Raw genomic sequence first — 24,890 nt, forward strand, 5'->3', positions numbered from 1 at the left:
CCGGTCAGTGGGGGATGCCGTGAATCTAGGGTGTCTTGACCACCCGCGCCAGTGCAAGGACGCGCACCTCCTGCGCGCCGGCGGCAAGACAGGCCTCGGCGCAGGCGGCGAGGGTGGCGCCGGTGGTCATCACGTCGTCCACCAGCAGCACCGGGCGGCCCTTCAGCAGCGCGCCATGGCGGGGATGCGGGCGGATCGCGCGGGCGAGATTGGCGAATCGCGCCTCGAGCGACAGGCCGTCCTGCACGGGCGTGCGGCGGGGCCGCTGCAGGGCGCGGGGGCTGGCCTGCAGGCCGGTGACGCGGGCCAGAGCGAGGGACAGGACCGCGGCCTGGTTGTAGCGGCGTTTCAGCAGGCGCAGCCAGTGCGAGGGCACCGGCACGATCAGCTGGCCCGGCCGCAGCAGCGGTGCGGCGGCGCGGGCCATCCAGGCGGCGGCGGGCGGCGCGATGTCCAGACGGTCGCCGTGCTTCAGCGCCAGCACGAGGCGGCGTGCGCCGTCGCGGTAGTCCAGCGCGGCGCGGCCCTGCACCCAGGGGCGGGCGATGGTCATGCAGTCGTCGCAGTGTTCGGCGCGCCCCGTCTCCTCCCCCATCAGGGGCGTGCCGCAGAGGTCGCAGACAAGACCCGAGAGGAAGGGCGTGTCGCGCCAGCAGGCACCGCAGAGGCCATGCTCCTGCTCGACCAGCGTGTCGCAGAGGACGCACTGGTGCGGATAGATCAGGGTCATCGCGGATTGCATTGCCGACACTGCTGCCTACCTTCCCTCCATGGCTCCCGAAACTCCTCCGCTTCTGACCGACCGCGCCGCGCTGGCGCGGCAACGCGCCCGCGCCGACCTTGCCGCCGCATCCTTCCTGCACGACGAGGCCGCGGCGCAGGTTCAGGAGAGACTGGAAGAGGTTAACAGAACGTTTACCGCACCGGCGATCGTGACCGGGCATCCCGCGCTCTGGGCGCCGCTTCTGCCCGGCGCCAAGGTGGTTGCGGACGAGGCCGTGCTGGATCTGGCTCCGGGCGCGCACGACCTGGTGGTGCACGCCATGGCACTGCACTGGGCCGACGACCCGGTGGGCCAGCTGGTGCAGGCGCGCCGGGCGCTGAGGCCCGACGGGCTGTTCCTGGCGGTCTTCCCCGCGGGCCAGACCCTGCACGAGCTGCGCGCGGTGCTGGCCGCGGCCGAGGCGGAGGTCAGCGGCGGGCTGTCGCCGCGGGTGGTGCCGACGGGGGACATCCGCGACCTCGGCGGGCTGTTGCAGCGGGCGGGCTTCGCGCTGCCGGTGGCGGACGTGGCGCCGCTGGCCGTGACCTATGCCGATGCGCTGGCCCTGATGCGCGACCTGCGCGCCATGGGCGAGACCAACGCCATGGCGGCACGGCGGCGCAACTTCACCCGCCGGGCCCTCGTGGCGCGGGCGTCAACCCTTTATGCCGAGGCGTTTCCGGCCGACGGCGGGCGGATCCGCGCGACCTTCGAGCTGGTGTTCCTCACCGGCTGGGCGCCCGACGAAAGCCAGCAGAAGCCGCTGCGCCCCGGTTCGGCCAGGGCGCGGCTGGCCGAGGCGCTGGGGGTGCCGGAGCGGCCCGTGGCACCGCGCCGCGATTGACGGCAGGACAAAAGCGTTTATTTCCCTCCCATCACGCAATTCAAGAAATCGGGATGACGACCCATGCTGGATGCCAAATCCCCGGACGGCACGCCCATGTTCACGGCCGAAAAGGCGGTTTGCCCCGTTCACGCTCCGAAGGATCACCCGAAGATCCCGCCGGCCAAGGTCGGCATCCTGCTGGCCAACCTCGGCACGCCCGACGGTTACGACTACTGGTCGATGCGCCGGTATCTGAACGAGTTCCTGTCGGACCGCCGCGTCATCGACTACTCGCCCTGGATCTGGCAGCCGCTGTTGCAGCTTGTGATCCTGACCAAGCGGCCGTTCTCGTCCGGCGCGAACTACAAGTCGATCTGGAATCACGAGCTGAACGAAAGCCCGCTGGCCACGATCACGAAAAGCCAGACGGCGAAGATCGCCGAGACGATGAAGGCGCGTTATGGCGACGACGTGGTGGTCGACTACTGCATGCGCTACGGCAATCCCTCGACCAGGGCGAAGGTGCGGGCGCTGATCGAGGCGGGGTGCCAGAAGATCCTGTTCTTCCCGCTCTACCCGCAATACGCCGGCGCCACCTCGGCCACGGCCTGCGACCAGTTCTTCCGGGTGCTGACCGAGGAGAAGTGGCAGCCGCCGGTCCGCACCGTCCCCGCCTATTTCGACGATCCGGTCTATATCGACGCGCTGGCGCAGTCGGTCGAGCGGGCCTATGCCGGGCTCGACCACGAACCCGATCTTCTGATCACCTCCTACCACGGCGTGCCGCAGCGCTATCTGATGGAGGGCGACCCGTACCACTGCCAGTGCCAGAAGACGACGCGGCTCCTGAAGGAGCGGCTGGGCTGGGCGGACGACAGGATCATGACCACTTTCCAGTCGCGCTTCGGTCCCGAGGAGTGGTTGCAGCCCTATACCGTGGAAGAGGTGAAGCGGCAGGCGGAGGCCGGGAAAAAGAAGATCGCGGTGATCGCGCCCGCCTTCTCGGCCGACTGCATCGAGACCCTCGAGGAGATCAACGAGGAGATTCGCGAGAGCTTCGAGGAAGGCGGCGGCGAGCGGTTCACCTACATCCCCTGCCTGAACGACGACGACGCCCATATCGCGGCGCTGAGCCGGGTGATCGAGCGGAACCTGAAGGGCTGGCTGGACTGAGGTGCCGTCCGGCGGCGCAGGCGCCGTCGCCGGAAAAGGCCTTGGACCGGGACGACACACCGCACGCGGCGGGGCCTGCAAAAGGTGAAGGCGGCAGGATCGCTCCCGCCGCCTTCCGTGTCAGCTGAACTGCAATGCAGTGATCAGTCGGCGGCGATGGCCGCAACGACGACCGCCAGGATCAGCAGCGGAATGATGATCCCGCCGGACGAACCGGGGGTCTCTTCCACGATGACCGCCGGCTCCATGATGGGCTCGGCCAGGCCGCCGGCGATGGCGCCGGTGGCAGCGACCGACAGAGCGGCTGCGAGTGCGAGTTTCTTCATAGTAATCCTCCAGTATCGCCTACCGCCGGGGGTTATTGAGGACGGCAATAGGCACCCAAGACTGTACCTCGTGCTTTCGTTTAAGCAGCAAAGGGGCGGCGATGCAAACGCCAGATTGGCGCCTAATGCCCCGTTGCCGCGCGATTTCGTCAAATAAGCAACACTTGGGTGCCGACGCTGGTGAGCGAGAACAGCTCGGCGATGTGCTGGTTGTAGAGACCGATGCAGCCGTTGGAGGAACGGCGGCCGATCTTGCGTGTGTCGTGGGTCCCGTGGATTCGATAATAGGTCCAGCTGAGATAGAGAGCGTGGGTGCCCAGCGGGTTGTCCGGGCCGGGGCCGACGACATCGGGCCACTCGGGATTGCGCTCCTTCATCGAGGGGGTCGGCCGCCAGGTCGGGCCGACGACCTTCTGCACAACTTCGGTGCGGCCGCGCCGGGTCAGGTCCTCGGTCAGCGGCACCGAGGTCGGGTACAGGCGATAGACCGATTCGTCGGCGCTCCAGAAGTGCAGCGCGCGGGAATCGATGTCGACCAGGACCGCGCCGTTGTTCAGGTTCGAGAAATAGGGCCGCCACTCCAGGGTGCGGAAGCTGGAGGAATTGCGGCGGATGGTGCTGCCTGCCTCGGGCAGGTATTCGGTCGTGTCGTCCTGCTGGGCGAAGGCCGGGGCGGCGACCAGGCCCGCGGCCGATGCGGCGGCGGTACCGAGGAAGCGGCGACGGTCGAAGGGACGGCTGGTGCGGTCGGACATTGGCAAACCTCGTTCTCTGGACTGCACGATTTTCGTCCGGTTTACGCTTGCGGCACCGGGGAGGCAATTCAATCAGGCGTTAACACGCCGGCGTGACCCCGTGAGGATTTGAACCGGCGGGCGATTGCCTATAAGGCAGCGACGCAAAAGTACCTTGAGGTGGTTTCCGTGATGACCCGTCGTTCCGCCATTCTCCTGTCCACCGCGATGTTCCTGGCGGCCTGCGCCACCGCCGCGCCGCCGGTCCGCCTCGGCAGCGACGGCAAGCCGCTGGCGCAGGTCTATCGGATCTCTGCCGCGGACACCGCCGCGATCCAGTTCCGCACGCTCGACGGGGTGAACGCTTTGCGCCAGGCGGCGGGGGCGCCGCCCCTGCAGCTGAACGCCCAGCTGAACGCCGCCGCCGCGACCCATTCCCGCGACATGCACGTGCAGAACCGCCCTTGGCACTTCGGCTCGGACGGCTCCTCTCCGATCGACCGGGTAAGGCGGGTGGGCTACACCGGGCGGCTTCTGGGCGAGAACATCTCGGAGACCTTCGAGACCGAGCTGGAGACGCTGGCGGCCTGGGCGGCCGACAAGAAGACCCGCGCGGTGATGGTCGACCCGGAAGCGCGACAAATGGGATTCGCCTGGTTCCAGGAACCGTCGGGCAAGATCTGGTGGACGCTGGTGACGGGCACCTGATCCTTTCGGATCAGGGCGTTATCACGATCCGCGTGCCGGTTCGGATCATCGAGTAGATTTCCTCGATCTCATCGTCCGAGACCGAGATGCAGCCCCAGGTCCAGTCCGGCCTGCGGTTCTTCATGTTGGCATAGAGCGGGCCCTGCCCGTGGATGAAGATGTCGCCCCCCGGCTTCTTGCCCTGGGAGAGCGCATAGGCGACATCCGCCTCGTTCGGATAGGAAATGCCCAGCGACAGGTGATACTTGCTGTCGGGATTGCGCCGGTCGATGAAATACACGCCCTCGGGCGTCTTGCCGTCGCCTTCGAATTCCTTGTGCCCCACCGGCGCGAAGCCAAGGTCGAAGCGGTAGGTCTTCAGCACCTTGTCGTTGTGCAGGAGGCGCATGATGCGCTGCCCCTTGTCCACGTGGACCATCGTCACTTCCGGCCCGCGGTAGGTGCGGAACTTGGAACTGCCGCAGCCGCTGAGAATGGCGAGAATCGCCAATGCGGCGAAGACTTTGAAGAATCGCATGGTGGTGTCCGCTGCCCCGGTATTTTTTTCGTGTTTATAGCGAAAACAGGGCCGACCCGGAACCGCAATTCACGAGGACGCGATCACGGTTCCGCGTCCCTGTGGCGACTCTGCTCCAGCCTCCGCTCGATGGCGGCGAGGCGGGCAAGCACCTCGTCGCGGTAGGTGCCTGTGACGGCGTCCGATTCGGAATTGTGGGCGTCCTGCATCGAGTTGACGATCAGGCCGACCAGCAGGTTGACCACCGCGAAGGTCGTGACGACGATGAACGGCACGAAGAACGCCCAGGCATAGGGATAGACCTCCATCACCGGCCGGACGATGCCCATGGACCAGGATTCGAGCGTCATGATCTGGAACAGCGAATAGGCCGAGCGCCCGAGATCGCCGAACCATTCGGGGAAGGACTGGGCGAAGAGCGTCGTCGCCATGACCGCGCCGATGTAGAAGATCAGCGCCATCAGCACGAAGACCGAGGCCATGCCGGGCAGCGCGGTGATGAACCCCTCGACCACCCGGCGCAGCGACGGCGCGACCGAGAGCACGCGGAACAGCCGCAGGATGCGCAGGGCACGCAGCACGCTGAGGGTCTGCGCACCGGGGACGAGCGAGACGCCGACGATCACCGAATCGAACAGGTTCCAGCCGTTGCGGAAGAACCGCGCCCCTTGCGCGAAGAGCTTCAGCGCCAGTTCGATCACGAAGATCACGAGACAGAGCGAATCGAGTACCGGGATCAGCGGTCCGGTCCGGTCCATCACCACGTCCGAAGTCTCGAGCCCCAGCAGGGCGGCGTTCAGCAGGATCACGGCGAGGATCGTGTTGGTGAAGGCGGGGCCTTCGATCCAGCGGGCAAGCCGTTGGCGCAGGGTCATGTCGTCTCCATCGTTACCGCTGCGGCATATGGGCAAGCCGGAAGGCGGCCACAAGCTCCACGTGGGGCGACCAGCGGAACTGGTCGACGACGGTGACGGGGCCGAGGGTGTACCCGGCCGCCAGCAGGATCCGCGCATCGCGGGCGAAGGTCACGGGATTGCAGGAGACGGCGGCGATGGTGGGGACAGCGGCGCGGGCCAGCTCCTGCACCTGCGCCTCGGCCCCGGCGCGGGGCGGGTCGATCACGGCGGCGGCGAAGCGGGACAGCTCGTCGGGCAGGAGGGGACGGCGGAACAGGTCGCGCGGCTCGGTCGTGACGGATTTCAGGCCGGTGGCGGTGCGCCAGCCGCGATCCAGCGCGTCCAGCATGGCTCGGTCGCCCTCGACGGCATGGACCTCGGCCGATTCGGCGAGGGGCAGTGCGAAGGTGCCGGAGCCCGCGAAGAGGTCGATCACGGTCTTCGCCGGGCCGACCATCCGGCGCACGGCGTCGGTCAGAGCCGCCTGCCCCTCCGCCGTCGCCTGCAGGAAGGCGCCGGGCGGCGGGGCGACGCGGGCGACGCCGAAGCCTTGCACCGGCGGACGGGCCCCGGCGATCAGCTCGCCCTCCCAGCTCAGGCGGGCCAGGTCGTGCTGTCCCGCGATCTGCGCCAGTTCCATCCGCATCTGGGCGTCCAGCGGCTTGCCCCCGGTGACGGCGACGTCCAGCCCGGTGTCCGAGCGGGTGAGCGTCAGCGCCATCTCGCCCTTGCGCGAGGCCCCGGCGAGGGTCAGCGCATGGCAGGCGGGAAGCCCAGCCAGCAGGTCGGGGTGCAGCAGCGTGCAGCCCGGAATCTCGGTGATCGTGCCCGAGGCGCGGCCGTGGAAGCCGACGAGCGTGCCCTTCTTCGTCCGCCGACCCGACAGCGTGGCGCGGCGGCGGCTGTTCCGGGTCGAGGTCAGCGGCGCGCCGACCTCCGCCTCGATTCCTTGCGCGGCCAGTGCCGTCTGCACCACCTCGCGCTTCCATCCTGCCACGAAGGCGTCGGAGGCGTGTTGCAGCGCGCAGCCGCCGCAGGCGCCGTAATGGCGGCAGGGCGGCGCGACCCGCTCGGGCGAGGGCGTGAGGATCCGGGGCGCGGCGATGCGCCCTTTGGCCACCTCGCCCTCGATCACCTCGCCCGGCAGGGTGCGGGCGGCGTAGACGGGGCCCGGCGCGATGCCGTCGCCAAGGTGGCCGAGACGTTCGATGGTATGGGTCATGGCGGCGGATTAGGGCCTGTCGCAGCCGGGAGCAATGGGGCGCGCGCCTACTCCGCCGCGTCCTGGAAGCTGACGAAGCCGCCGGACTGGCGGTGCCAGTAGCGGGCGTAGATCCCGTTCTTCGCCAGAAGGTCGTCGTGGGTGCCCTCCTCGACGATGCGGCCCTGTTCCAGCACGACGATGCGGTCCATCCGCGCGATGGTCGAGAGCCGATGCGCGATTGCGAGCACGGTCTTGCCCTCCATCACCCGCTCCAGCGCGGTCTGGATCGCCGCCTCGACCTCGGAATCGAGCGCCGAGGTCGCCTCGTCCAGCACGAGGATCGGGGCGTTCTTCAGGATCGCGCGGGCCAGCGCGATGCGCTGCCGCTGCCCGCCCGAGAGCTTCACGCCGCGCTCGCCCAGATGGGCGTCGTACCCGGTGCGCCCCTTGAAGTCCTGAAGCTGCAGGATGAACTCGTGCGCCTCGGCACGCTTCGCGGCCTCGATCACTTCGGCGTCGGTGGCGTCGGGATTGCCGTAGCGGATGTTGTCGCGGGCCGAGCGGTTGAACATCGCGGTTTCCTGCGTGACCATGCCGATCCGGCGGCGCAGGCTTTCCTGCGTGACGTGGCGCACGTCCTGCCCGGCGATGCTGACGGCCCCCTTCTCGACGTCGTAGAGCCGGAGCATCAGCGCGACCAGCGTGGACTTGCCCGCCCCCGAGGCACCGACGATCCCGATCTTCTCGCCCTTGGCGATGGTCAGGTCGATGTCCTCGATCCCGCCGATGTCGCGCCCGTAGGAGAAGCTGACATGGTCGAACCGGATCGGCCCGTCGCCCTGCAGTTCGGCCGCGTCCTCGGGGTCGGTCAGGGTGTGGGGCGGGGTCAGGGTGTTCATCCCGTCCTCCACCTCGCCCACGCTGGCGTAGATCGACATCAGCGTGAAGCTGACCCAGCCGGTCATCTGCGCGATGCGGATCGCGATGGCCCCCGCCGCCGCGATGTCCCCCGCCGTGGCGGTGCCGAGCGACCAGAGGTACAGCGTGCCGCCCACCAGCAGCACCGGCAGGATCCCCGCCAGCGTCATCAGCGAGATGCGGAAGCCCGAGGCCATGACGCCGAAGTGGATCACCTTGTCGCGGAAACTGCTGATCGCGTTGATCGCCGCGCGGTCCTCGTGATCGGCATGGGCGAACAGCTTCACCGTCTTGATGTTGGTGATCGTGTCCACGACCTGCCCTGAGACCATGGCGCGGCTCGCCGCCCGTGCCATGGAGCGGGTGCGGATCCGCGGCATGAACCAGCGGATCATCCAGATGTAGACGGCGACCCAGAGCACCAGCGCCAGCGCCACCCAGCCGTTGATCGAGGTCAGCAGAAGCGCCGAGCCAACCAGCGAGGCGAGCGCGAAGAAGACGACGTTGATGACTTCGGTCGCCACGTCGGTGACGGCCCGGCTGGTCTGCATCTGCTTCTGCGCGATGCGGCCCGCGAAGTCGTCGTCGAAGAAGGTGACGGCCTGCCCCAGCGTCCAGCGGTGCAGGCGGGTCAGCACCAGCGGATTGACGTTCGGCCCGACGATGATCGCGTTGGAGGCGGCGGAGAGGCCGAACAGAACCGGCCGCGCGACCATGAAGAAGGCGGCGACGCCGATCAGCATCCAGACGTTGTCGGAGAAGAAGGTGGCGGCCCCGGTCGCCAGCGCGGCGTCGATGACATGGCCGAGCAGGATCGCGGTGACGACCTCGGCCGTACCGGCGGCGGCCGAGAGCAGCCCCGCGATCCAGAGCCATTTCCACGACCCTTCGAGGTTCCAGCGAAAGAACGCCATCAGGCTTTGCGGCGGCGGGCCGGGGGCCGGGCGGAAGGCGTCGATCAGGTCTGCGAAACGCTGCATTGCGGCACTCACTCTGCGGTGTCTGTCGTCGGGATCCCGCCGGGTGGGCGCGTCCGGACCGCGGCCTTGCGCGGTCCTCTTGTCGTACGATCTAAGCGCGGTTTTCCGTCCGGCAACAGGCTGGATCTATTCCGCCGCCTCGGTGCCGATGAAGCCGCCCGACTGGCGCGCCCAGAAGCCCGCGTAAAGGCCGTTCTTCGCCAGCAGCATCTCGTGGCTGCCCTGTTCGGCGATGCGGCCGTCGTCGATGACGATGATCCGGTCCATGTGGGCGATGGTGGACAGGCGGTGCGCGATGGCGATCACCGTCTTGCCCTCCATCATGTCGTAAAGCGTATCCTGGATCGCCGCCTCGACTTCCGAGTCGAGCGCCGAGGTCGCCTCGTCCAGCACGAGGATCGGGGCGTCCTTCAGGATCACCCGGGCCAGCGCCACCCGCTGCCGCTGCCCGCCCGACAGCTTCACGCCCCGTTCGCCCACCTGCGCGTCGAAGCCGCGGCGTCCCTCGGGATCCTCGAGGTCGAGGATGAAGTCGTGGGCGTGGGCCTTTTCGGTCGCGGCCAGCATCTGCGCCTCGGTGGCGCCGGGGTTGCCGTAGAGGATGTTCTCGCGCACCGAGCGGTGGAGAAGCGAGCTGTCCTGCTGGACCATGCCGATCACGCGGCGCAGGGAATCCTGGCTGACCTTCGTGATGTCCTGCCCGTCGATCAGGATCTGCCCGCCGTCGGGATCGTAGAAGCGCAGCAGCAGCTTCACCAGCGTCGACTTGCCGGCGCCCGACCGCCCGACGATGCCGAGCTTCTCGCCCGACCGGATCGTGAGGTTCAGGTTCTCCAGCCCACCGGCCTCGCGGCCGTAATGGTGGGTCAGGCCCTTCAGCTCGATCCGGCCCTCGGTCAGCGTCAGGGGCTTCGCGCCGGGGCTGTCGGTGAGGGTGACGGGCTGGGCGATTGTCTGCATCCCTTCGGCGACGATGCCGAGGTTGCGGAAGAAGGTGGTCAGCGCCCACATGATCCAGCCGGTCATGGCGTTGAGCCGCAGCGCCAGCGCCGTGGCGGCGGCGACGACCCCGACCGAGGCGGTTCCGGCGGCCCAGAGCCACATTGCCCAGCCGACGACGCCGATGATGAGCAGCCCGTTCAGCGCGACGAGCGAGGCGTCCATCACGGTGAAGATGCGCATCTCGCGGCTGAAGGTCTGCCGCGCGTGTTCGATCGAGTCGCGGGCATAGCTCACCTCGGTATCGTTCTGGGCGAAGAGCTTGACCGAGTGAATGTTGGTGTAGCTGTCCACCACCCGCCCCGTCACCGCGCTGCGCGCGTCCGAGGCGGCCTGGCTGGCGGGGCCGACGCGCAGGATCGTCCAGCGCATCAGGACGGCGTAGAGGCAGAACCAGATGACCAGCGGCAGCACCAGACGCGGATCGGCGTCGGTCAGCAGCACCGCGGCGCCGACGAGGTAGGCCAGCGCGAAGGTGATGGCGTCGAAGGCCTGGAACACCACCTCGCCCGCCGCGGGGGGCGCCTGCATCACGCGGTTGGCGATGCGGCCCGCGAAGTCGTTCTCGAACCAGCCGACCGACTGGCGCAGGACGTGGCGGTGCGCCCGCCAGCGATAGACAGTGGTGTAGTTCGGCAGGATCGCGTTGTTCAAAAGCGAGATGTTCAGGAATTGCAGCGCGGGGCGGATCAGCAGGATGAACAGGGCGACGAGGATGAACTCGGTGCCGTGGGAGGTCCATACCTCGGCCGGGCTTCCGGTCAGAAGGTCGACGACGCGGCCCATGTAGGCGATCAGCCCGATCTCGACCGTGGCGACGACGACGGACGTGACGGCGGTCACGGCGAAGAGGCGGCGGAAGGGCTGCGAATACGACCGGATGAACGGCCAGAGCCGGGTCGGCGGGGCGTCGGTTTCCTCATACGGCGTATAAGGATCGACCAGGTTTTCGAAGAAGCGGAACATCGGAGGGCGCCTTCCTGAGAGCCGGATATATGCCGGGTGTGGCAGGTTGGCAAACCTTGGTGTCAGTTCAGCAACTCGTCGCGACCCAGGCGGAAACCGGAGGCGATCCAGCGGGCCTCGAGGGTGCGGAGGCGGTCGCCGAGCGCCTTGCCCTGGTAGGCGGGCATCAGATCCTGTGCCTTGACCGGAAAGGTGGCGGCGGCGCCGGTGGCGATGTCGGTGTCGAGTCCTTCCGGCAGCGGTTGCTCCAGAAGGGCCGCACGCAGGAGGGCCGCGTCGCGCGCGGTGTCCGCGCCATGGCGCCACGCCATTTCCGCCGCGCTAGTCACGTTCCCGGCGAGGTCGCACAGCAGCGCCAGCCGCGTCGTCTGCTGGCGGGAGAGGCGCAGGCGCTCGGGTGCGTCGCCGCCACCCAGCGCCGCGAGACGGCGGATCGGGTCGGGCGCGGTGCCCGCTTCGAGGTGGACGAGGGGGGCGAGCGGCTTCGGGTCGGCGCCGGGCAGGACGTGGGAGAGGATGCCGGCCTGCGCCATGGCGGCGACGGCCGGCGCCGGGTCGGGCGCGGCAAGGAGCTTCAGCATCTCGGCGCCGATCCTTTCCCGCGACAGGGCGTCGATGCCGTCCGCCGCGGCGGCGCAGGCGGCAAGACCCTCGGGGTCCAGCCCTTCGGACGGTTCGGCGAACCAGGCGTGGAAGCGGAAGAAGCGCAGGATCCTCAGGTGATCCTCGGCGATGCGCTGCGCGGGTTCGCCGATGAAGCGGACGCGGCGCGCCCGAAGATCGGGCAGGCCGTCCAGCGGATCGTGCAGCGTTCCTTCGCGGGTGGCATAGAGCGCGTTCATGGTGAAATCGCGGCGCGACGCATCCTCCGCCATGGCATCGGTGAAGGCGACGACGGCGTGGCGGCCATCGGTTTCGACATCGCGGCGGAACGTCGTGACCTCGTGGGGCACGCCCCCGGCGATGACGGTGACGGTGCCATGGTCGATGCCCGTCGGGATCACCTTCAGCCCCGCGGCCTCGCAGATTTCGGTGGTCCGCTCGGGGCGGGCGGCGGTGGCGATGTCGAGATCGCCGATGGGCCGTCCCATCAGCGCGTCGCGGACGCAGCCGCCGACCAGATAGGCGGGATGGCCCGCCTCCTCCAGCGCGCGCAGCACGCCCTGCGTGCCCGGATGCTTCAGCCAAGGGCCGGAGAGGCGGGTCATCCGGCCATGCGGGCAGCGAGGCCGCGCAGGATCCGCGCCGTCGCGCCCCAGATGTAGTAGGGACCGTAGGGCACGGTGTAATAGTGCCGTCTGGTGCCGCGCCAGTGGCGGGATTGCACCATGTAGTTTGCCGGGTCCGTGACATGGGCGAGGGGCACGCGGAACACCTCGGCCACCTCGCCGGGTTCGGCGACGGCCGTGAACTCGGCGCGGATCAGGGCGATGACGGGGGTGATGGTGAAGCCCGTGACCGTCTCGTGCGGCGGCAGGGTGCCCAGCACCTCGACGTTGGCGGGGTCGAGCCCGATTTCTTCCTGCGCCTCCCGCAGCGCGGCGGCGGTGGCGTCGGGGTCGATCGGTTCGACCTTGCCGCCCGGAAAGGCGATCTGGCCGGGGTGGTGCTTCAGCACAGAGGACCGCTTGGTCAGCACCAGCTGCGGCCCTGCATCCCCGTCGAGGATCCCGGCCAGAACCCCCGCGCCGCGCAGCTTGCGCCCCTCGGGCAGGACGGTGGCCGGGTTCAGGTCGAAGTCGGAAGAGGCGCCGGAGTCACGCTCCAGCGCCGCCATCAGCCTTGCGCGCAGGTCACTCGGCGCCATCGCCAGCGGCCTCGCCCTCCGGGCCGGTTTCGGCCTCGAAGCCCAGGGTCTTCGGGTCGAACTCGTAATGCGCGCCGCAGAACTGGCAATCCGCGGTCACGACGCCGTCGTCGGTGGTCATCGTGCCGATGTCCCGGGCCGAGTAGATCGACAGGCTGTCGCGCACCTTCTGTTCCGAGCAGTTGCAGCCGAACTTCACCGACTGGGCGTCGAAGACGCGCGGCCCCTCCTCGTGGAACAGCCGCACCAGAAGCTCGGTCGGCTGGACCGAGGGGCCGATCAGCTCCAGCTCGTCCACGGTGTCGAGCAGCGTGTTGGCGCGCAGCCAGTTCTCGGCCTCGTCGGCGTCCAGGATGTCCTGCGCTTCCAGCAGCCCCTCCTCGCCCGAGCCGCCGCCGGTGGCGAAGGGAGAGGCCTTGGGCATGTGCTGCAGCATCACGCCGCCCGCGCGCCAGCTTTCCGCCTGGCCGGGCGCCGAGTTGCGCCCGAAGCTGAGGGCGAAGCGGGTGGGCAGCTGCTCGGACTGCGCGAAATAGGTCTGCGCGCATTCCGACAGCGATCCGCCCGCGATGGGCGTGATCCCCTGGTAGGGGACGTTGCCCGCGCCCTGGTCGAGGAGCAGCGCAAAATAGCCCTTGCCGATCAGGTCGAACGGCGCCCGGCCGGGATCGAGCCGTTCGGCATCGTAGCTGGCATAGGCGCGCACGCGGGCCGGCGCCCCGTCGTCGCCGGGAGCGTAGTAATCGGTTGCGATCAGGCGCACGGGCCCGTCGCCGCGGACCTGCAGCGAGAGCTTCCAGCGCAGCTTGATCGTCTGGCCGATCAGCGCGGTCAGCAGCGCCATCTCGGCCACCAGCGCCTCGACCTGGGGCGGATAATCGTGCTGCTCCAGAACCTGGTCGAGCACGCCGTCAAGGCGCGCGACCCGTCCCCGGATGTCGCTGCGGTCAAGCTGGAAGGGCAGGACGGTATCGTCCCAGGCGATCGTCGATCCAATGGTCATGGGGTTTCCTTACGCGCTTCGCGTTGGCATACCGCGACTATATAGGGACGGCAACGTAACGTCCAACCACCGGGCAACCACCGGACGCGGAGCGGGAGACAGCCATGATCAGACGGTATGGCGATGTGCCGGAGCGTGGCCGCCGCTATGGCCTGCGCCCCGGCGTTTACGCGATCCTTCCGCTGGGCCGCTCGGTGCTGCTGACTTTCCAGGCTGCGCCCGAGCCCGAGTTCCAGCTGCCCGGTGGCGGGATCGACCCGGGAGAATCGCCGCTGGCCGCCCTGCACCGCGAGGTGTTCGAGGAAACCGGCTGGCGCATCGCGGCGCCGCGGCGGATCGGCGCCTTCCGCCGCTTCGCCTACATGCCGGAATACGACCGCTTCGCCGAGAAGCTGTGCCACATCTACGTCGCCCGCCCCGTCCGTCCCCACGGGCCGCCAGGCGAGCCGGGGCACAGCGCCGTCTGGATGGACCTCGGCACGGCCGACGCGCATCTCGGCAACCCCGGCGACGCGGAGTTCCTGCGACACTACCGACGGGGCGGCTGAGGCGGTCCGCGGTATTCCAGCAGGATGCCCGACACGTCGTCGGCCATCTCCTCGCAGGTGGTGAAGGCCGCAAGGTCCCAGAGCAGCGCCTGGAAGAAGGCCTCGCCGCCGAGATCGGCACTGGCCTTCAGGAACCCGGTCAGCCCGTCCTCCCCCAGCATCTGCCCGGTCTCGTCGGCGCATTCGGTGATCCCGTCCGAGGCCAGCAGCAGCCGGTCGCCCGGGGCCAGCCGGACCGTGCACACCTCGAACGGCGCATCGGGGACCAACCCGATGGGCAGCCCGCCCTGGCCGACGAGTTCGACCTCGCCCGTCGCGCGCTGGACCATCGGATAGGGATGGCCGGCCTGCAGCAGGTCGACCCGGCCGGTGGCCAGATCGGCATGGGCCAGCACCATCGTGAAGTAGTGTTCGGTGTCGAGGTCCGACAGCATCATCTCGTTCAGCTCGCCCGCCACCTCCACCAGGTCGCGGGCGACGAAGCTGTCGGGGCCGGTGCGGCGCAGGGCGATGTTCTGGTCGCGGGCGCTGCCCGAGAGATAGCCGGCAAGCCGCGCCGTCAGCAGCGCCGAGGCGATGCCGTGGCCCGAGACATCGAGGGCGAACAGGCCGATCCGCGCGCCGTCGATCCGGAAATGGCCCACCAGGTCGCCGCCGACATGACCGCAGGAGCGCAGCAGGAACGACGCGGTGGCGGTGCCGAAGTCCGCGTGCCGGTCGCGCAGGAGCGAATGCTGGAGCTTGCGCGCCTCGTTCAGGTCGCGGTCGACCGCGGCATAGAGCGCCTTGATCTCGGCATAGGCGCGGGTGATCGTCCGGTTCTTCTCGGACAACTCGCGTTCGTTCTTCATGATCCGGGCGGCGGCGGCGATGCGGGCGCGCAGTTCCTCGCCGCTGACGGGCTTGGTCACGAAATCGTCGGCGCCGCTTTCCAGCCCCTTCGCCACCTCGTCCTTCTCGGACTTCGAGGTGAGGAGGATGAAATAGACATAGCGGTCCTGCCGCCGGGCGCGGAAGGCGCGGCAGAAGTCGAGGCCGGACATGCCGGGCATCATCCAGTCGCAGATGATCAGGTCGAAGGCGTGGACATCGCAGAGCGCCAGCGCAGCCTCGCCCGACGGGGCCTCCGACACGTCGAATCCCCAGCGGCGCAGCATCGCGGTGAGGATGCGGCGCTGCAGGGTGCTGTCGTCCACGACCAGGACACGTTCGATCGCGTCCGCCGCCGCGCCGGGCGTCGGCGCGGAACCGGCGGCATCGACAAGGTCGTGAATGCTCTCGATATCCATGGCGCTGTCATCGCGCAGCGCCGCTAAGATAGTGTGAATGACGGCCGATCTTTTCGTCGCCGCTTAACCGCTTCTTAGGCCGCGCCGCCTATGGCTGCGCCACGGGACAAAGAGGCGCGGCATGATCGAATGGGCGAGGATTGCGCAACTGCGGGACGACGTCGGTCAGCATGATTTCGACGAGGTCGTGACCCTGTTCCTTGCCGAGGTGGACGAGGCGGTGGGCAGGCTCGACGGCGGCGCCCCGCCCGAGGCCATCGCGGCCCAGCTGCATTACCTGAAGGGCAGCGCGCTGAACCTCGGCTTCCGCCATTTCGCCGACCTCTGCCAGCAGGGCGAAGCCGCATCGCGCGAGGGTCGCTTCGACCCGGCGCTCCTGACGCAGCTGCGCGACGTCTACGGGGAATCGCGGCGCCGGTTCCTTGCCGATCTCGCCGCACGGGTCTGACCGCTTCAGATCAGGAACTCCGCCAAGGTCTGGTTCGACGTGATGTCCTGGTAGACGAAGTCGGCCGCGTCGAGCTTGGCCAGAAGGGTGGTGAAGTTCGCCGCGGAACTCGTCTCGATCCCGATCAGGACCGATCCGAAGTTGCGGGCGGACTTCTTCAGGTACTCGAAGCGCGAGATGTCGTCGTCGGGGCCCAGCATTTCCAGGAAATCGCGCAGCGCCCCGGGACGCTGCGGCAGGCGGAGGATGAAATACTTCTTCACCCCCGAGAACCGTTGCGCGCGTTCCTTCACCTCGGGCAGGCGTTCGAAATCGAAGTTGCCGCCGGAGGTGACGCAGACCACGCGCCTGCCGCGGATCCGCTCGGCCAGGTCGTCCAGCACGTTGATCGACAGCGCCCCGGCCGGCTCCAGCACGATCCCCTCGACGTTCAGCATCTCGAGGATGGTGATGCAGATGCGATCCTCGGGCGCCGTCAGCACGTCTTCGGGCGGAACGCCCGACAGGACGGAGAAGGTGCGCTGTCCGATCCGCGCGACCGCGGCGCCATCGACGAAGGAATCGACCTTCGGCAGCGTGACGGGTTCACCCGCGGCCAGCGCCGCGGTCAGGCTGGCCCCGCCCGCGGGCTCGACATAGACCAGCGCGGTCCCGGGCGACATCAGGCGGAAATACCGCGTCATTCCCGAGGACAGGCCGCCGCCGCCCACCGGCATGATGACGAGGTCGGGCGGCGCGTCGAGGTCGGCCAGGATCTCGACCGCGACGCTCGACTGTCCCTCGATCACGTGCTCGTCGTCGAAGGGCGACAGGAAGTGCCCGCCCGCCTCGGCGCAGAAGGCCTGGGCCGAGGCGAGCGTGTCGTCGAAATAGTCGCCGACCAGCCGGATCTCGATGTTGTCGCCGCCGAAGGTGCGGGTCTTGCCGATCTTCTGCTGCGGCGTGGTCACCGGCATGAAGATCACGCCCTTCACGTCGAAATGGCGGCAGACGAAGGCCACCCCCTGCGCGTGGTTGCCCGCACTGGCGCAGACGAACAGGTCCTGGTCCGGGTTCTCGGCCCGGACCTTGCGCATCGCGTTGAAGGCGCCGCGGATCTTGTAGGAGCGGACCGGCGACAGGTCCTCGCGCTTCAGCCAGATGTCGGCGTCGTAGCGGGCCGACAGGAAGTCGTTGCGCTGGAGCGGCGTGGCCGGGAACAGGCCGCGCATCCGGGCGGTGGTGGCAAGGGCGGTGTCTGCGAAATCGTCCATCTTCCCGATGTCGCCCATGCAGGGCCCGCACGCAAGCGGCGTGCTTGCCCTTGGGGTCAATTCCCGCTACGCCCGCGGCGTTTGACTTCGCACGGAGATGACGATGGACGCCCCGAAGAAAGTGGTTCTGGCCTATTCCGGAGGTCTCGACACCTCGATCATCCTGAAATGGCTCCAGACGGAGTACGGCTGCGAGGTGGTGACCTTCACTGCCGATCTCGGCCAGGGCGAGGAGCTGGAGCCCGCGAGGAAGAAGGCCGAGCAGATGGGGGCGAAGTCCATCTACATCGAGGACCTGCGCGAGGAGTTCGTGCGCGACTTCGTCTTCCCGATGTTTCGGGCCAATGCGCTCTACGAGGGCGAGTATCTGCTCGGCACCTCCATCGCGCGGCCGCTGATCTCGAAGCGGCTGGTCGAGATCGCCGAGGCCGAGGGCGCCGATGCGGTGGCCCACGGGGCGACCGGCAAGGGCAACGACCAGGTGCGGTTCGAACTCGCCGCCTATGCGCTGAACCCCGACATCAGGGTGATCGCGCCGTGGCGGGAGTGGACGCTGCAGAGCCGGACGAAATTGCTGGACTTCGCCGAGAAGAACCAGATCCCGATCGCCAAGGACAAGCGCGGCGAGGCGCCGTTCTCGGTCGACGCGAACCTGTTGCACACCTCCTCCGAAGGCAAGGTGCTGGAGAACCCCGCCGAGGAAGCGCCGGAATACGTCCTCCAGCGCATCACCCGGCCCGAGGACGCGCCGGACGCGCCCGAGATGGTAGAGATCACCTTCGAGAAGGGCGATGCCGTGGCCATCGACGGCGAGGCGATGAGCCCGGCAACGATCCTGACGAAGCTGAACGAGCTTGGCGCGAAGCACGGCGTCGGCATCCTCGACCTGGTGGAGAACCGGTTCGTGGGCATGAAGTCGCGCGGCGTCTACGAGACGCCGGGCGGCACCATCCTGCTGGCGGCGCACCGGGGGATCGAGCAGATCACGCTCGACTCCGGGTCGGGGCACCTCAAGGATTCGATCATGCCGCGCTATGCCGAGCTGATCTACAACGGCTTCTGGTTCAGCCCCGAGCGCGAGATGCTGCAGGCCCTGATCGACAAGAGCCAAGAACATGTCAGCGGCACGGTTCGCGTGAAGCTTTACAAGGGTTCGGCACGGGTGGTGGCGCGGTGGTCGGACCGCTCGCTCTATTCCGAGGCCCACGTGACCTTCGAGGACGACGCCGGCGCCTACGACCAGAAGGACGCGGCCGGGTTCATTCGGCTCAACGCGCTGCGTCTCAAGCTGATCTCGAACCGGAACCGCCGCGCCGGGGGGAAGTAACCCCGGCGGCGGAAGACCCGGATCGTCAGGGGGGCTGCGATCCGGGCCAGGGCAGACCGGAATGGCCCGCCGATGGTCGGGAGGATCGCTTGGCGGTCTCCCCCCGACCCGCAAGCGTTACGGCTTGCGCTCGGGCCGCCCCTTCGTGTCCTGCGTCGAAAGCTGCCCGATACATCTGCATTCACGAAAAGGCCGCGGCAGAGTTTCGGACGGCTTCAGATTTTCAGGGCAAGAGCGCGCAATTTTTCGTAGCCCCCCATGCCCGACCGGGCGAGCGTCCGATAATGCTCGGGCAGGTCCGGCAGTGGCCCCTCCGGCCCTGCGAACCCGGTCGAGCGGTGGATCGCGCCGTACCAGTGCGCTGCCCAGACCCCGTCCGCCGGATGCCCTCCCGCGGGCCAGTGCAGCATCGCAGGATCCCATGGCAGGCCGAGCGCGGCGCACAGCGCCTTCAGCGCCGGGGCGGGATCGGCGCGGATCGTCTCGCTGTCGATGACGAGCGGAGTCGCGCCCATCCCGGCCAGCCGGTCGAACAGGGCCTCCTGCTGGGGAAAGCCCAGGTCCTCGGGCGTCGGGTTCTCGGCCTTCTGCGCATAGCTCGCCACGACCCGCGCCGGATGGCGCAGGAGGAAGACGTGGCGCATCTCCCTGGCCCAGCCGTAATCGAAACCGTCGGGCATCTGGTGCGGCATGTGCTTCTGGTAGAAGTGCGGCTTTCCGCCCGGGATCGGGCCGGTCAGCATCGCGATGACCTTGGCCGAATCGGTGTCCTGCGAGGCGATCACCTCGTCCCGCATCGGGTGCCGGATGCCGGTGCGGGCGAGGTAGGCGGCATAGAACGGCTCGTCCACAACCGCGAAATCGGGTCGGGCGCCGAAGGCGTACATCATCGCCGTCGAGAGGTTCCGGGGCCCCGACCACATCGCGATCCGCATGACGTCTCTCCTTCGAAACCGGCAGCCTGCCGGGCTGAAACACCTGTCACCCTTGTGTGACCTCACCCGTCGTTGTGTTGCCACATGCAGGCCGGAGCAACATCATTCCGCCACAGCATGGGAGAGAAAGATGTTAGCGACCTACCAGAGATTGAAACCGCTGATCCTCGGCTGCGCCATCCTCGTGGCCCTGGCCCTGAACTGCGTCCGGGCCGAGGCCGCCCCGCGCGAGACGCTGGTGGTGGCCGGCGGCTGCTTCTGGTGCGTCGAGGCGGACTTCGAGAAGGTGAATGGCGTGATCTCGGCCGAGTCGGGGTTCACCGGCGGCAGCGTCGCCAACCCGACCTACAAGCAGGTCAGCCAAGGCGGCACCGGTCACTACGAGGCGGTGAAGATCACCTACGACGCGGCCCAGGTGGACTTCCGGCAACTCGTCGACCTGTTCCTGCGCTCGGTCGATCCGACCGATGCGGGCGGCCAGTTCTGCGACCGCGGCGACAGCTATCGTACCGCGATCTTCGTGGAGAACGCCAGCGAGCGGCAGACGGCGGAGGCTGCGATCGCGCAGGCGCAGAAGGAGCTGGGCCGGAAGATCGTGACGCCGGTGCTGGACGAGGCGCCCTTCTATCCCGCGGAAGAGTACCATCAGGATTACTACAAGAAGGGCGACCTGATCCTGACGCGCTTCGGGCCGCAGACCAAGAAATCCGCCTACAAGAAATACCGCGACGCCTGCGGGCGCGACCAGCGTGTGAAGGAGCTGTGGGGCTCGGCGGCACCCTTCGCCTCCTGATTTCGGCTTTCGTCCCCCTGCCCCGCTGGATAAGCTGCCCCCGGTTCGTCCCGGGGGCTTCATGAACACTGCCAGTGCGGCCGTCACACCGATGATGGCGCAGTATCTCGACATCAAGGCCGAGTACCCGAATGCCCTGCTGTTCTACCGCATGGGCGATTTCTACGAGATGTTCTTCGACGATGCCGTGGCCGCGGCCGAGGCGCTGGACATCGCCCTCACCAAGCGCGGCAAGCATCTGGAACAGGACATCCCGATGTGCGGCGTGCCCGTCCATTCCGCCGAGAACTATCTTCTGTCGCTGATCCGCAAGGGCTTCCGCGTTGCCGTCTGCGAGCAGATGGAGGACCCCGCGGAGGCGAAGAAGCGCGGCTCGAAATCCGTGGTCAAGCGCGAGGTGGTGCGGCTGGTCACGCCCGGCACCCTGACCGAGGACAGCCTGCTGGAGGCGCGGCGGCACAACTTCCTGGCCGCCTGGGCAGACATCCGCGGCGAGGGTGCGCTGGCCTGGTCCGACATTTCCACCGGCGCGTTCCGGGTGATGCCCTGCCCGCCCGTGCGCCTGGGTCCAGAACTGGCGCGTCTGGCCCCGCGCGAGGTGATCGTGGCCGACGCGCAGGAGCTGGAGCTGGCCGAGATCGTGAGGGACGCAGGCGCGGCGCTGACGCCGTTGGGGAGGGGCAGTTTCGACAGCACAGGTGGGGCGAAACGGCTCTGCGGGATTTTCGGGGTCGGCTCGCTCGACGCCTTCGGCAGTTTCGGGCGGGCCGAGATCTCTGCCATGGCGGCGCTGGCCGATTACCTCGACATCACCCAGAAGGGCAAACTGCCTCTCCTGCGCCCGCCGGTGCGGGAGGCGGCGGACGGCGTGCTCCAGATCGACGCGGCGACCCGGCGCAACTTGGAACTGACCCGCGCGCTGTCGGGGGGGCGCGAGGGATCGCTTCTGGCCGCCATCGACCGGACGCTCACCGCCGGGGGCGCGCGGCTGCTGGAACGGCGGCTGAGCAGCCCGTCGCGGCGACTGGAGGTGATCGAGGGACGGCTCGAGACGGTGGCGTTTCTCGTGGAACAGGCGGACCTTGCGGAAACGCTGCGAAGCGAGCTGCGGCGGGTGCCGGACATGGACCGCGCCCTGTCCCGCCTGGCGCTGGACCGGGGCGGGCCGCGGGATCTGGCCGCGCTCCGGGCCGGGCTGGAGCGGGCGCTGGTGATCGGAGCGCACACCGCGGGGGCCGACCTGCCGCCGATGCTGCAGGAGGCGGTGGATGCGCTAGGCGGCCATGACGAGCTCATCGCCCTGCTGGACCGGGCCCTGATCGCCGAGCCGCCGCTGCTGGTTCGCGACGGCGGGTTCATCGCCGAAGACTTCGACGCCGAACTGGACGAGGCGCGGACGCTCAGGGACGAGGGGCGCGGGGTGATCGCGCGGATGCAGGCGGAGTACGTCGCAGAGACCGGGATCAACGCGCTGAAGATCAAGCACAACAACGTGCTGGGCTATTTCATCGAGACGACGGCGACCCATGCCGACCGGATGCTGTCCCCGCCGTTGAACGACACCTTCATCCACCGCCAGACCACGGCCAACGCGGTGCGCTTCACCACCGTGCCGCTGAGCGAAATGGAGACGAAGATCCTGAACGCGGGCGCCCGGGCGCTGGAGATCGAGAAATGTCTCTTTTCCAGCCTGCGGCAGGCCATTCTGGACCGGTCCGATGCGATCGGCGCCACCGCCGCCGCGCTGGCGCAGATCGACGTCATGACGGCGCTGGCCGACCTCGCGCGGGGCGAGGACTGGTGCCGCCCCCGGGTCGAGGACAGCCGCGCCTTCGAGATCACGGGCGGGCGGCACCCGGTGGTCGAACTGGCGCTGAGGAAGCAGGGCAAGGGATCGTTCATTGCCAACGACTGCGCCCTGTCAGGCGCGGACGATCCGGCGGCGCTGTGGCTGCTGACCGGTCCGAACATGGCCGGCAAGTCCACCTTCCTGCGCCAGAACGCGCTGATCGCGCTCCTGGCGCAGATGGGCAGCTTCGTGCCCGCGACCGAGGCGCGGATCGGGCTGGTGTCGCAGATCTTCAGCCGCGTCGGCGCGGCGGACGACCTGGCGCGGGGGCGGTCGACCTTCATGGTCGAGATGGTCGAGACGGCGGCGATCCTGAACCAGGCCAACGACCGCGCGCTGGTGATCCTCGACGAGATCGGGCGCGGCACGGCAACCTATGACGGCCTGTCGATCGCATGGGCCACGATGGAGCACCTGCACGACGTGAACCGCTGCCGCGCGCTGTTCGCGACCCACTATCACGAGATGACACAGCTGGCCGAGAAGCTGGACCATGCCCAGAACGCCACCGTCGCGGTCAAGGAATGGAACGGCGAGGTGGTGTTCCTGCACGAGGTCAGGAAGGGCTCGGCCGACCGGTCCTACGGCGTGCAGGTCGCGCGTCTGGCGGGCCTGCCCGACACGGTGGTGACGCGGGCGCGTATCGTGCTGGAGGCTCTGGAAAAGGGGGAGCGCGAAGGCGGCGGCAAGAAGGCGGCGCTGATCGACGATCTGCCGCTCTTCGCCGCGGTGCCCCCTGCCCCGCCGCCCGCACCGGTGAAACCCTCGCCGGTGGTGGAACGGCTGAAGGATGTGCACCCGGACGAACTGGCCCCGATGGACGCCCTGAAGCTCATCTACGAGCTGAAGGCGATGACCTGAAACTCAGGACTTCGGCGTGGAGCTGACGCCGACCTGCGCCGCGCGCAGCAGGCGGTCGTGCAGCATGAAACCGTTGGCCATCACCTGGATGATGTCGCCCGCCTTGGTGCCGGGCACAGGCGCCTCGAACATGGCCTGGTGCAGCTTCGGATCGAACTTCTCGCCGATTTCGGGCGTAATCGCCTCGATCCCGTGCTTCGAGAAGACGGAGATCAGTTCGCGCATCGTCAGCTCGATCCCCTCGATCAGCGAGGCGTTGGCGGCCCGCTGTTCCTCGGTGATCGCTTCCAGCGCGCGCTTGAGGTTGTCGAAAACCGGCAGCATGTCGCGCGACAGCTTCGAGCCGCCGTAGTTCTCGGCTTCCTTGCGGTCACGCTCGGACCGCTTGCGGGCATTCTCGGCATCGGCCAGGGCCCGCATGAAGCGGTCACGGTATTGGTCGCGCTCGGCCCTGAGCGCCTCGATCTCGGCGGTCAGGTCCTCGGGCTCGCCCTCGGCCAGTTCGTCAAGCGACAGCTCGGGCTCGGGCTTCTTCGCGGGGTCCGCGTTGTCACCGGCCAGCAGCTCTTCGATTGCGCTTTCGATGTCTTCGTCAGCTTTCGCCATGTCTTATCCCAGTCAGCCTTGATCGGTCAGCAGCTTGCCGACCATTTGCGCCGTGTAGTCCACGATCGGGACGATCCGCCCGTAATTCAGGCGGGTCGGACCGATCACGCCCACGGCTCCGATGATCTTTCGGTCAGCGTTCATATATGGAGAAACCACCAGAGAGGAACCCGAAAGTGAGAAAAGCTTGTTCTCCGAGCCGATAAAAATGCGCACGCCTTCGCCTTCGTCGGTGAGTTCCAGAAACTCGGCAATGTCGCGCTTCCGCTCGAGATCGTCGAACAGGATGCGGATGCGCTCCAGGTCCTCCGCCTCGGTCGTGCCGCCCAGAAGGTTGGCGCGGCCCCGCACGATCAGCCGCTCGTAACGCTCGCCCTCGTTCTCCCAGATCGCCAGCCCGCTTTCGACCAGGTCCGCCGCCAGCACGTCAAGCTCGCGCCGCCGTGCCGCGATCTCCTTCGCGATGCTGGCGCGCAGGGCCGACAGCGTCTTGCCCTCGGCCAGTGCGTTCAGGAAATTCGCCGCCTCGCGCATGGAGGACGGCGTCTGGCCCGCGGGCGGCATGAAGATCCGGTTCTCGACATGGCCGTCGGCGAAGACGATCACCACAAGGGCACGGTCGGCGGCAAGGCTGACGAACTCCAGGTGCTTGATCGGCGCCTCGTGCTTCGGCGCAAGCACCACGCTGGCCCCGTGGGTCGCGCCGGACAGCGCGGCACCGACGCGGTCGAACAGGCTGCCGCCCTCGTTGCCCTTGCGCCCCAGGGTCGAGTCGATCCGGGTGCGGTCGTCCTCGGTCAGGTCGGAGATCTCCAGCAGCCCGTCGACGAACATCCGAAGTCCCTGCTGCGTCGGGATGCGGCCCGCCGAGACGTGGGGGCTGTTCAGCAGGCCGAGGTATTCGAGATCCTGCATCACGTTGCGGATCGTCGCGGCGCTCACCTTCTCGGACATCGTCCGCGTCAGGGTGCGCGAGCCCACCGGTTCGCCGGATTCCAGATAGCCTTCGACCACGCGCCGGAACACCTCGCGGGACCGGTCGTTCATCTGCTCCAGGATTTTCGCACCCTCGGACATCGCGTCGCGCCTCCGGATCTTGCGGTACTTGAGCTTGCCTCTCGGCGCCCGTCAATCGGGGTTGCACGGGCCGGGCCGGGGTGA

The 24,890-nt window shown here is 68.3% G+C and carries 24 protein-coding genes; 8 read left to right on the top strand and 16 right to left on the bottom strand.

The genetic code is table 11. The features are described 5' to 3' along the window. Window positions 1-25: 25 nt before the first annotated feature. Window positions 26-742, bottom strand: coding sequence for a double zinc ribbon domain-containing protein (locus tag A7B20_RS00535; protein ID WP_102106590.1), 717 nt, complete (start codon window positions 740-742; stop codon window positions 26-28). 28 nt (window positions 743-770) lie between these two features. Between A7B20_RS00535 and A7B20_RS00540 the strand changes: the two genes are divergently transcribed. Then, complete coding sequence (locus tag A7B20_RS00540; protein ID WP_102106591.1) at window positions 771-1,607, top strand: methyltransferase domain-containing protein; 837 nt, start codon at window positions 771-773, stop codon at window positions 1,605-1,607. Between the two features lie 63 nt (window positions 1,608-1,670). Beyond that, a complete protein-coding gene (gene hemH, locus A7B20_RS00545; RefSeq protein ID WP_425437116.1) occupies window positions 1,671-2,762 on the top strand; it encodes a ferrochelatase in 1,092 nt (363 codons plus the stop codon). A 143-nt stretch (window positions 2,763-2,905) separates the two neighbouring features. Here the strand turns inward: hemH and A7B20_RS00550 are convergent, their stop codons facing one another. Then, window positions 2,906-3,088, bottom strand: coding sequence for a hypothetical protein (locus A7B20_RS00550; protein ID WP_102106592.1), 183 nt, complete (start codon window positions 3,086-3,088; stop codon window positions 2,906-2,908). 149 nt (window positions 3,089-3,237) lie between these two features. Then, complete coding sequence (locus A7B20_RS00555) at window positions 3,238-3,843, bottom strand: L,D-transpeptidase (protein ID WP_102106593.1); 606 nt, start codon at window positions 3,841-3,843, stop codon at window positions 3,238-3,240. A gap of 171 nt (window positions 3,844-4,014) precedes the next feature. Between A7B20_RS00555 and dalA the strand changes: the two genes are divergently transcribed. Then, entirely contained in the window at window positions 4,015-4,530 is a 516-nt protein-coding gene (dalA, locus tag A7B20_RS00560; protein ID WP_102106594.1) for a divisome-associated lipoprotein DalA, read from the top strand. Window positions 4,531-4,540: 10 nt separating this feature from the next. Here the strand turns inward: dalA and A7B20_RS00565 are convergent, their stop codons facing one another. The 8 genes from A7B20_RS00565 to hslO form a co-directional block, all read right to left on the bottom strand. Next, entirely contained in the window at window positions 4,541-5,047 is a 507-nt protein-coding gene (locus tag A7B20_RS00565; RefSeq protein ID WP_102106595.1) for a L,D-transpeptidase family protein, read from the bottom strand. A gap of 83 nt (window positions 5,048-5,130) precedes the next feature. Continuing rightward, window positions 5,131-5,922: an ion transporter gene (locus A7B20_RS00570; RefSeq protein ID WP_102106596.1), complete on the bottom strand. Its 792-nt coding sequence runs from the start codon at window positions 5,920-5,922 to the stop codon at window positions 5,131-5,133. A 13-nt stretch (window positions 5,923-5,935) separates the two neighbouring features. Next, window positions 5,936-7,165 (bottom strand): class I SAM-dependent RNA methyltransferase, encoded by a 1,230-nt coding sequence (locus A7B20_RS00575; RefSeq protein WP_102106597.1) that lies wholly within the window; start codon window positions 7,163-7,165, stop codon window positions 5,936-5,938. 47 nt (window positions 7,166-7,212) lie between these two features. Beyond that, window positions 7,213-9,045 carry an ABC transporter ATP-binding protein gene (locus A7B20_RS00580; protein ID WP_102106598.1) on the bottom strand — a complete coding sequence of 611 codons (1,833 nt, stop codon included), beginning with the start codon at window positions 9,043-9,045 and terminating at the stop codon, window positions 7,213-7,215. 126 nt (window positions 9,046-9,171) lie between these two features. Beyond that, window positions 9,172-11,010, bottom strand: coding sequence for an ABC transporter ATP-binding protein (locus A7B20_RS00585; protein WP_102106599.1), 1,839 nt, complete (start codon window positions 11,008-11,010; stop codon window positions 9,172-9,174). Window positions 11,011-11,072: 62 nt separating this feature from the next. Continuing rightward, complete coding sequence (locus A7B20_RS00590) at window positions 11,073-12,218, bottom strand: CCA tRNA nucleotidyltransferase (RefSeq protein ID WP_102106600.1); 1,146 nt, start codon at window positions 12,216-12,218, stop codon at window positions 11,073-11,075. Then, on the bottom strand, window positions 12,215-12,817 hold the full coding sequence (locus A7B20_RS00595; protein ID WP_245866434.1) for a CoA pyrophosphatase: 603 nt from the start codon (window positions 12,815-12,817) through the stop codon (window positions 12,215-12,217). Before A7B20_RS00595 ends, A7B20_RS00590 begins: the two co-directional genes overlap by 4 nt. Further along, on the bottom strand, window positions 12,804-13,820 hold the full coding sequence (hslO, locus tag A7B20_RS00600; protein WP_102106601.1) for an Hsp33 family molecular chaperone HslO: 1,017 nt from the start codon (window positions 13,818-13,820) through the stop codon (window positions 12,804-12,806). Before hslO ends, A7B20_RS00595 begins: the two co-directional genes overlap by 14 nt. Before the next feature lie 104 nt (window positions 13,821-13,924). Between hslO and A7B20_RS00605 the strand changes: the two genes are divergently transcribed. Next, the gene (locus A7B20_RS00605) at window positions 13,925-14,368 is read left to right on the top strand and encodes an NUDIX domain-containing protein (protein ID WP_102106602.1); all 444 of its coding nucleotides are present in this window, start codon (window positions 13,925-13,927) and stop codon (window positions 14,366-14,368) included. Here the strand turns inward: A7B20_RS00605 and A7B20_RS00610 are convergent. Next, entirely contained in the window at window positions 14,350-15,657 is a 1,308-nt protein-coding gene (locus tag A7B20_RS00610) for a PP2C family protein-serine/threonine phosphatase (protein WP_102106603.1), read from the bottom strand. The two genes, A7B20_RS00605 and A7B20_RS00610, sit on opposite strands and share 19 nt — an antisense overlap. A 121-nt stretch (window positions 15,658-15,778) precedes the next feature. On the opposite strand from A7B20_RS00610, the gene A7B20_RS00615 reads away from it, so the two are divergent. Next, window positions 15,779-16,105, top strand: a complete 327-nt coding sequence (locus tag A7B20_RS00615; protein ID WP_102106604.1) for an Hpt domain-containing protein — start codon at window positions 15,779-15,781, stop codon at window positions 16,103-16,105. Between the two features lie 5 nt (window positions 16,106-16,110). Here the strand turns inward: A7B20_RS00615 and ilvA are convergent, their stop codons facing one another. Next, window positions 16,111-17,358 (bottom strand): threonine ammonia-lyase IlvA, encoded by a 1,248-nt coding sequence (ilvA, locus tag A7B20_RS00620; RefSeq protein WP_102106840.1) that lies wholly within the window; start codon window positions 17,356-17,358, stop codon window positions 16,111-16,113. Window positions 17,359-17,461: 103 nt separating this feature from the next. Here ilvA and A7B20_RS00625 point away from each other — a divergent pair, with 103 nt between their 5' ends. After that, window positions 17,462-18,685: an argininosuccinate synthase gene (locus A7B20_RS00625; RefSeq protein ID WP_102106605.1), complete on the top strand. Its 1,224-nt coding sequence runs from the start codon at window positions 17,462-17,464 to the stop codon at window positions 18,683-18,685. Window positions 18,686-18,900: 215 nt separating this feature from the next. On the opposite strand, the gene A7B20_RS00630 is transcribed toward A7B20_RS00625, so the two are convergent. Then, on the bottom strand, window positions 18,901-19,620 hold the full coding sequence (locus A7B20_RS00630; RefSeq protein ID WP_102106606.1) for a sulfotransferase-like domain-containing protein: 720 nt from the start codon (window positions 19,618-19,620) through the stop codon (window positions 18,901-18,903). A 130-nt stretch (window positions 19,621-19,750) separates the two neighbouring features. Here A7B20_RS00630 and msrA point away from each other — a divergent pair, with 130 nt between their 5' ends. Together msrA and mutS are read left to right on the top strand one after the other, a co-directional pair. Next, window positions 19,751-20,413 (top strand): peptide-methionine (S)-S-oxide reductase MsrA, encoded by a 663-nt coding sequence (gene msrA, locus A7B20_RS00635; protein ID WP_102106607.1) that lies wholly within the window; start codon window positions 19,751-19,753, stop codon window positions 20,411-20,413. Window positions 20,414-20,474: 61 nt separating this feature from the next. Next, on the top strand, window positions 20,475-23,123 hold the full coding sequence (gene mutS, locus A7B20_RS00640) for a DNA mismatch repair protein MutS (RefSeq protein ID WP_245866437.1): 2,649 nt from the start codon (window positions 20,475-20,477) through the stop codon (window positions 23,121-23,123). Between the two features lie 3 nt (window positions 23,124-23,126). Here the strand turns inward: mutS and A7B20_RS00645 are convergent, their stop codons facing one another. Together A7B20_RS00645 and hrcA are read right to left on the bottom strand one after the other, a co-directional pair. Continuing rightward, window positions 23,127-23,729, bottom strand: a complete 603-nt coding sequence (locus tag A7B20_RS00645) for a nucleotide exchange factor GrpE (RefSeq protein ID WP_102106609.1) — start codon at window positions 23,727-23,729, stop codon at window positions 23,127-23,129. Window positions 23,730-23,741: 12 nt separating this feature from the next. Beyond that, window positions 23,742-24,806, bottom strand: a complete 1,065-nt coding sequence (gene hrcA, locus A7B20_RS00650) for a heat-inducible transcriptional repressor HrcA (protein ID WP_102106610.1) — start codon at window positions 24,804-24,806, stop codon at window positions 23,742-23,744. Between the last annotated feature and the right edge of the window lie 84 nt (window positions 24,807-24,890).

It is taken from the genome of Oceaniglobus roseus, from assembly GCF_002869745.1.
Lineage (GTDB): Bacteria > Pseudomonadota > Alphaproteobacteria > Rhodobacterales > Rhodobacteraceae > Oceaniglobus > Oceaniglobus roseus.

Bases quoted from the DNA above. Each gene is read 5' to 3' on its own strand.
- A7B20_RS00535 (WP_102106590.1), bottom strand. From the start codon at position 742: ATGCAATCCGCGATGACCCTGATCTATCCGCACCAGTGCGTCCTCTGC.
- A7B20_RS00540 (WP_102106591.1), top strand. From the start codon at position 771: ATGGCTCCCGAAACTCCTCCGCTTCTGACCGACCGCGCCGCGCTGGCG.
- hemH (WP_425437116.1), top strand. From the start codon at position 1,671: ATGCTGGATGCCAAATCCCCGGACGGCACGCCCATGTTCACGGCCGAA.
- A7B20_RS00550 (WP_102106592.1), bottom strand. From the start codon at position 3,088: ATGAAGAAACTCGCACTCGCAGCCGCTCTGTCGGTCGCTGCCACCGGC.
- A7B20_RS00555 (WP_102106593.1), bottom strand. From the start codon at position 3,843: ATGTCCGACCGCACCAGCCGTCCCTTCGACCGTCGCCGCTTCCTCGGT.
- dalA (WP_102106594.1), top strand. From the start codon at position 4,015: ATGACCCGTCGTTCCGCCATTCTCCTGTCCACCGCGATGTTCCTGGCG.
- A7B20_RS00565 (WP_102106595.1), bottom strand. From the start codon at position 5,047: ATGCGATTCTTCAAAGTCTTCGCCGCATTGGCGATTCTCGCCATTCTC.
- A7B20_RS00570 (WP_102106596.1), bottom strand. From the start codon at position 5,922: ATGACCCTGCGCCAACGGCTTGCCCGCTGGATCGAAGGCCCCGCCTTC.
- A7B20_RS00575 (WP_102106597.1), bottom strand. From the start codon at position 7,165: ATGACCCATACCATCGAACGTCTCGGCCACCTTGGCGACGGCATCGCG.
- A7B20_RS00580 (WP_102106598.1), bottom strand. From the start codon at position 9,045: ATGCAGCGTTTCGCAGACCTGATCGACGCCTTCCGCCCGGCCCCCGGC.
- A7B20_RS00585 (WP_102106599.1), bottom strand. From the start codon at position 11,010: ATGTTCCGCTTCTTCGAAAACCTGGTCGATCCTTATACGCCGTATGAG.
- A7B20_RS00590 (WP_102106600.1), bottom strand. From the start codon at position 12,218: ATGACCCGCCTCTCCGGCCCTTGGCTGAAGCATCCGGGCACGCAGGGC.
- A7B20_RS00595 (WP_245866434.1), bottom strand. From the start codon at position 12,817: ATGGCGCCGAGTGACCTGCGCGCAAGGCTGATGGCGGCGCTGGAGCGT.
- hslO (WP_102106601.1), bottom strand. From the start codon at position 13,820: ATGACCATTGGATCGACGATCGCCTGGGACGATACCGTCCTGCCCTTC.
- A7B20_RS00605 (WP_102106602.1), top strand. From the start codon at position 13,925: ATGATCAGACGGTATGGCGATGTGCCGGAGCGTGGCCGCCGCTATGGC.
- A7B20_RS00610 (WP_102106603.1), bottom strand. From the start codon at position 15,657: ATGGATATCGAGAGCATTCACGACCTTGTCGATGCCGCCGGTTCCGCG.
- A7B20_RS00615 (WP_102106604.1), top strand. From the start codon at position 15,779: ATGATCGAATGGGCGAGGATTGCGCAACTGCGGGACGACGTCGGTCAG.
- ilvA (WP_102106840.1), bottom strand. From the start codon at position 17,358: ATGGACGATTTCGCAGACACCGCCCTTGCCACCACCGCCCGGATGCGC.
- A7B20_RS00625 (WP_102106605.1), top strand. From the start codon at position 17,462: ATGGACGCCCCGAAGAAAGTGGTTCTGGCCTATTCCGGAGGTCTCGAC.
- A7B20_RS00630 (WP_102106606.1), bottom strand. From the start codon at position 19,620: ATGCGGATCGCGATGTGGTCGGGGCCCCGGAACCTCTCGACGGCGATG.
- msrA (WP_102106607.1), top strand. From the start codon at position 19,751: ATGTTAGCGACCTACCAGAGATTGAAACCGCTGATCCTCGGCTGCGCC.
- mutS (WP_245866437.1), top strand. From the start codon at position 20,475: ATGAACACTGCCAGTGCGGCCGTCACACCGATGATGGCGCAGTATCTC.
- A7B20_RS00645 (WP_102106609.1), bottom strand. From the start codon at position 23,729: ATGGCGAAAGCTGACGAAGACATCGAAAGCGCAATCGAAGAGCTGCTG.
- hrcA (WP_102106610.1), bottom strand. From the start codon at position 24,806: ATGTCCGAGGGTGCGAAAATCCTGGAGCAGATGAACGACCGGTCCCGC.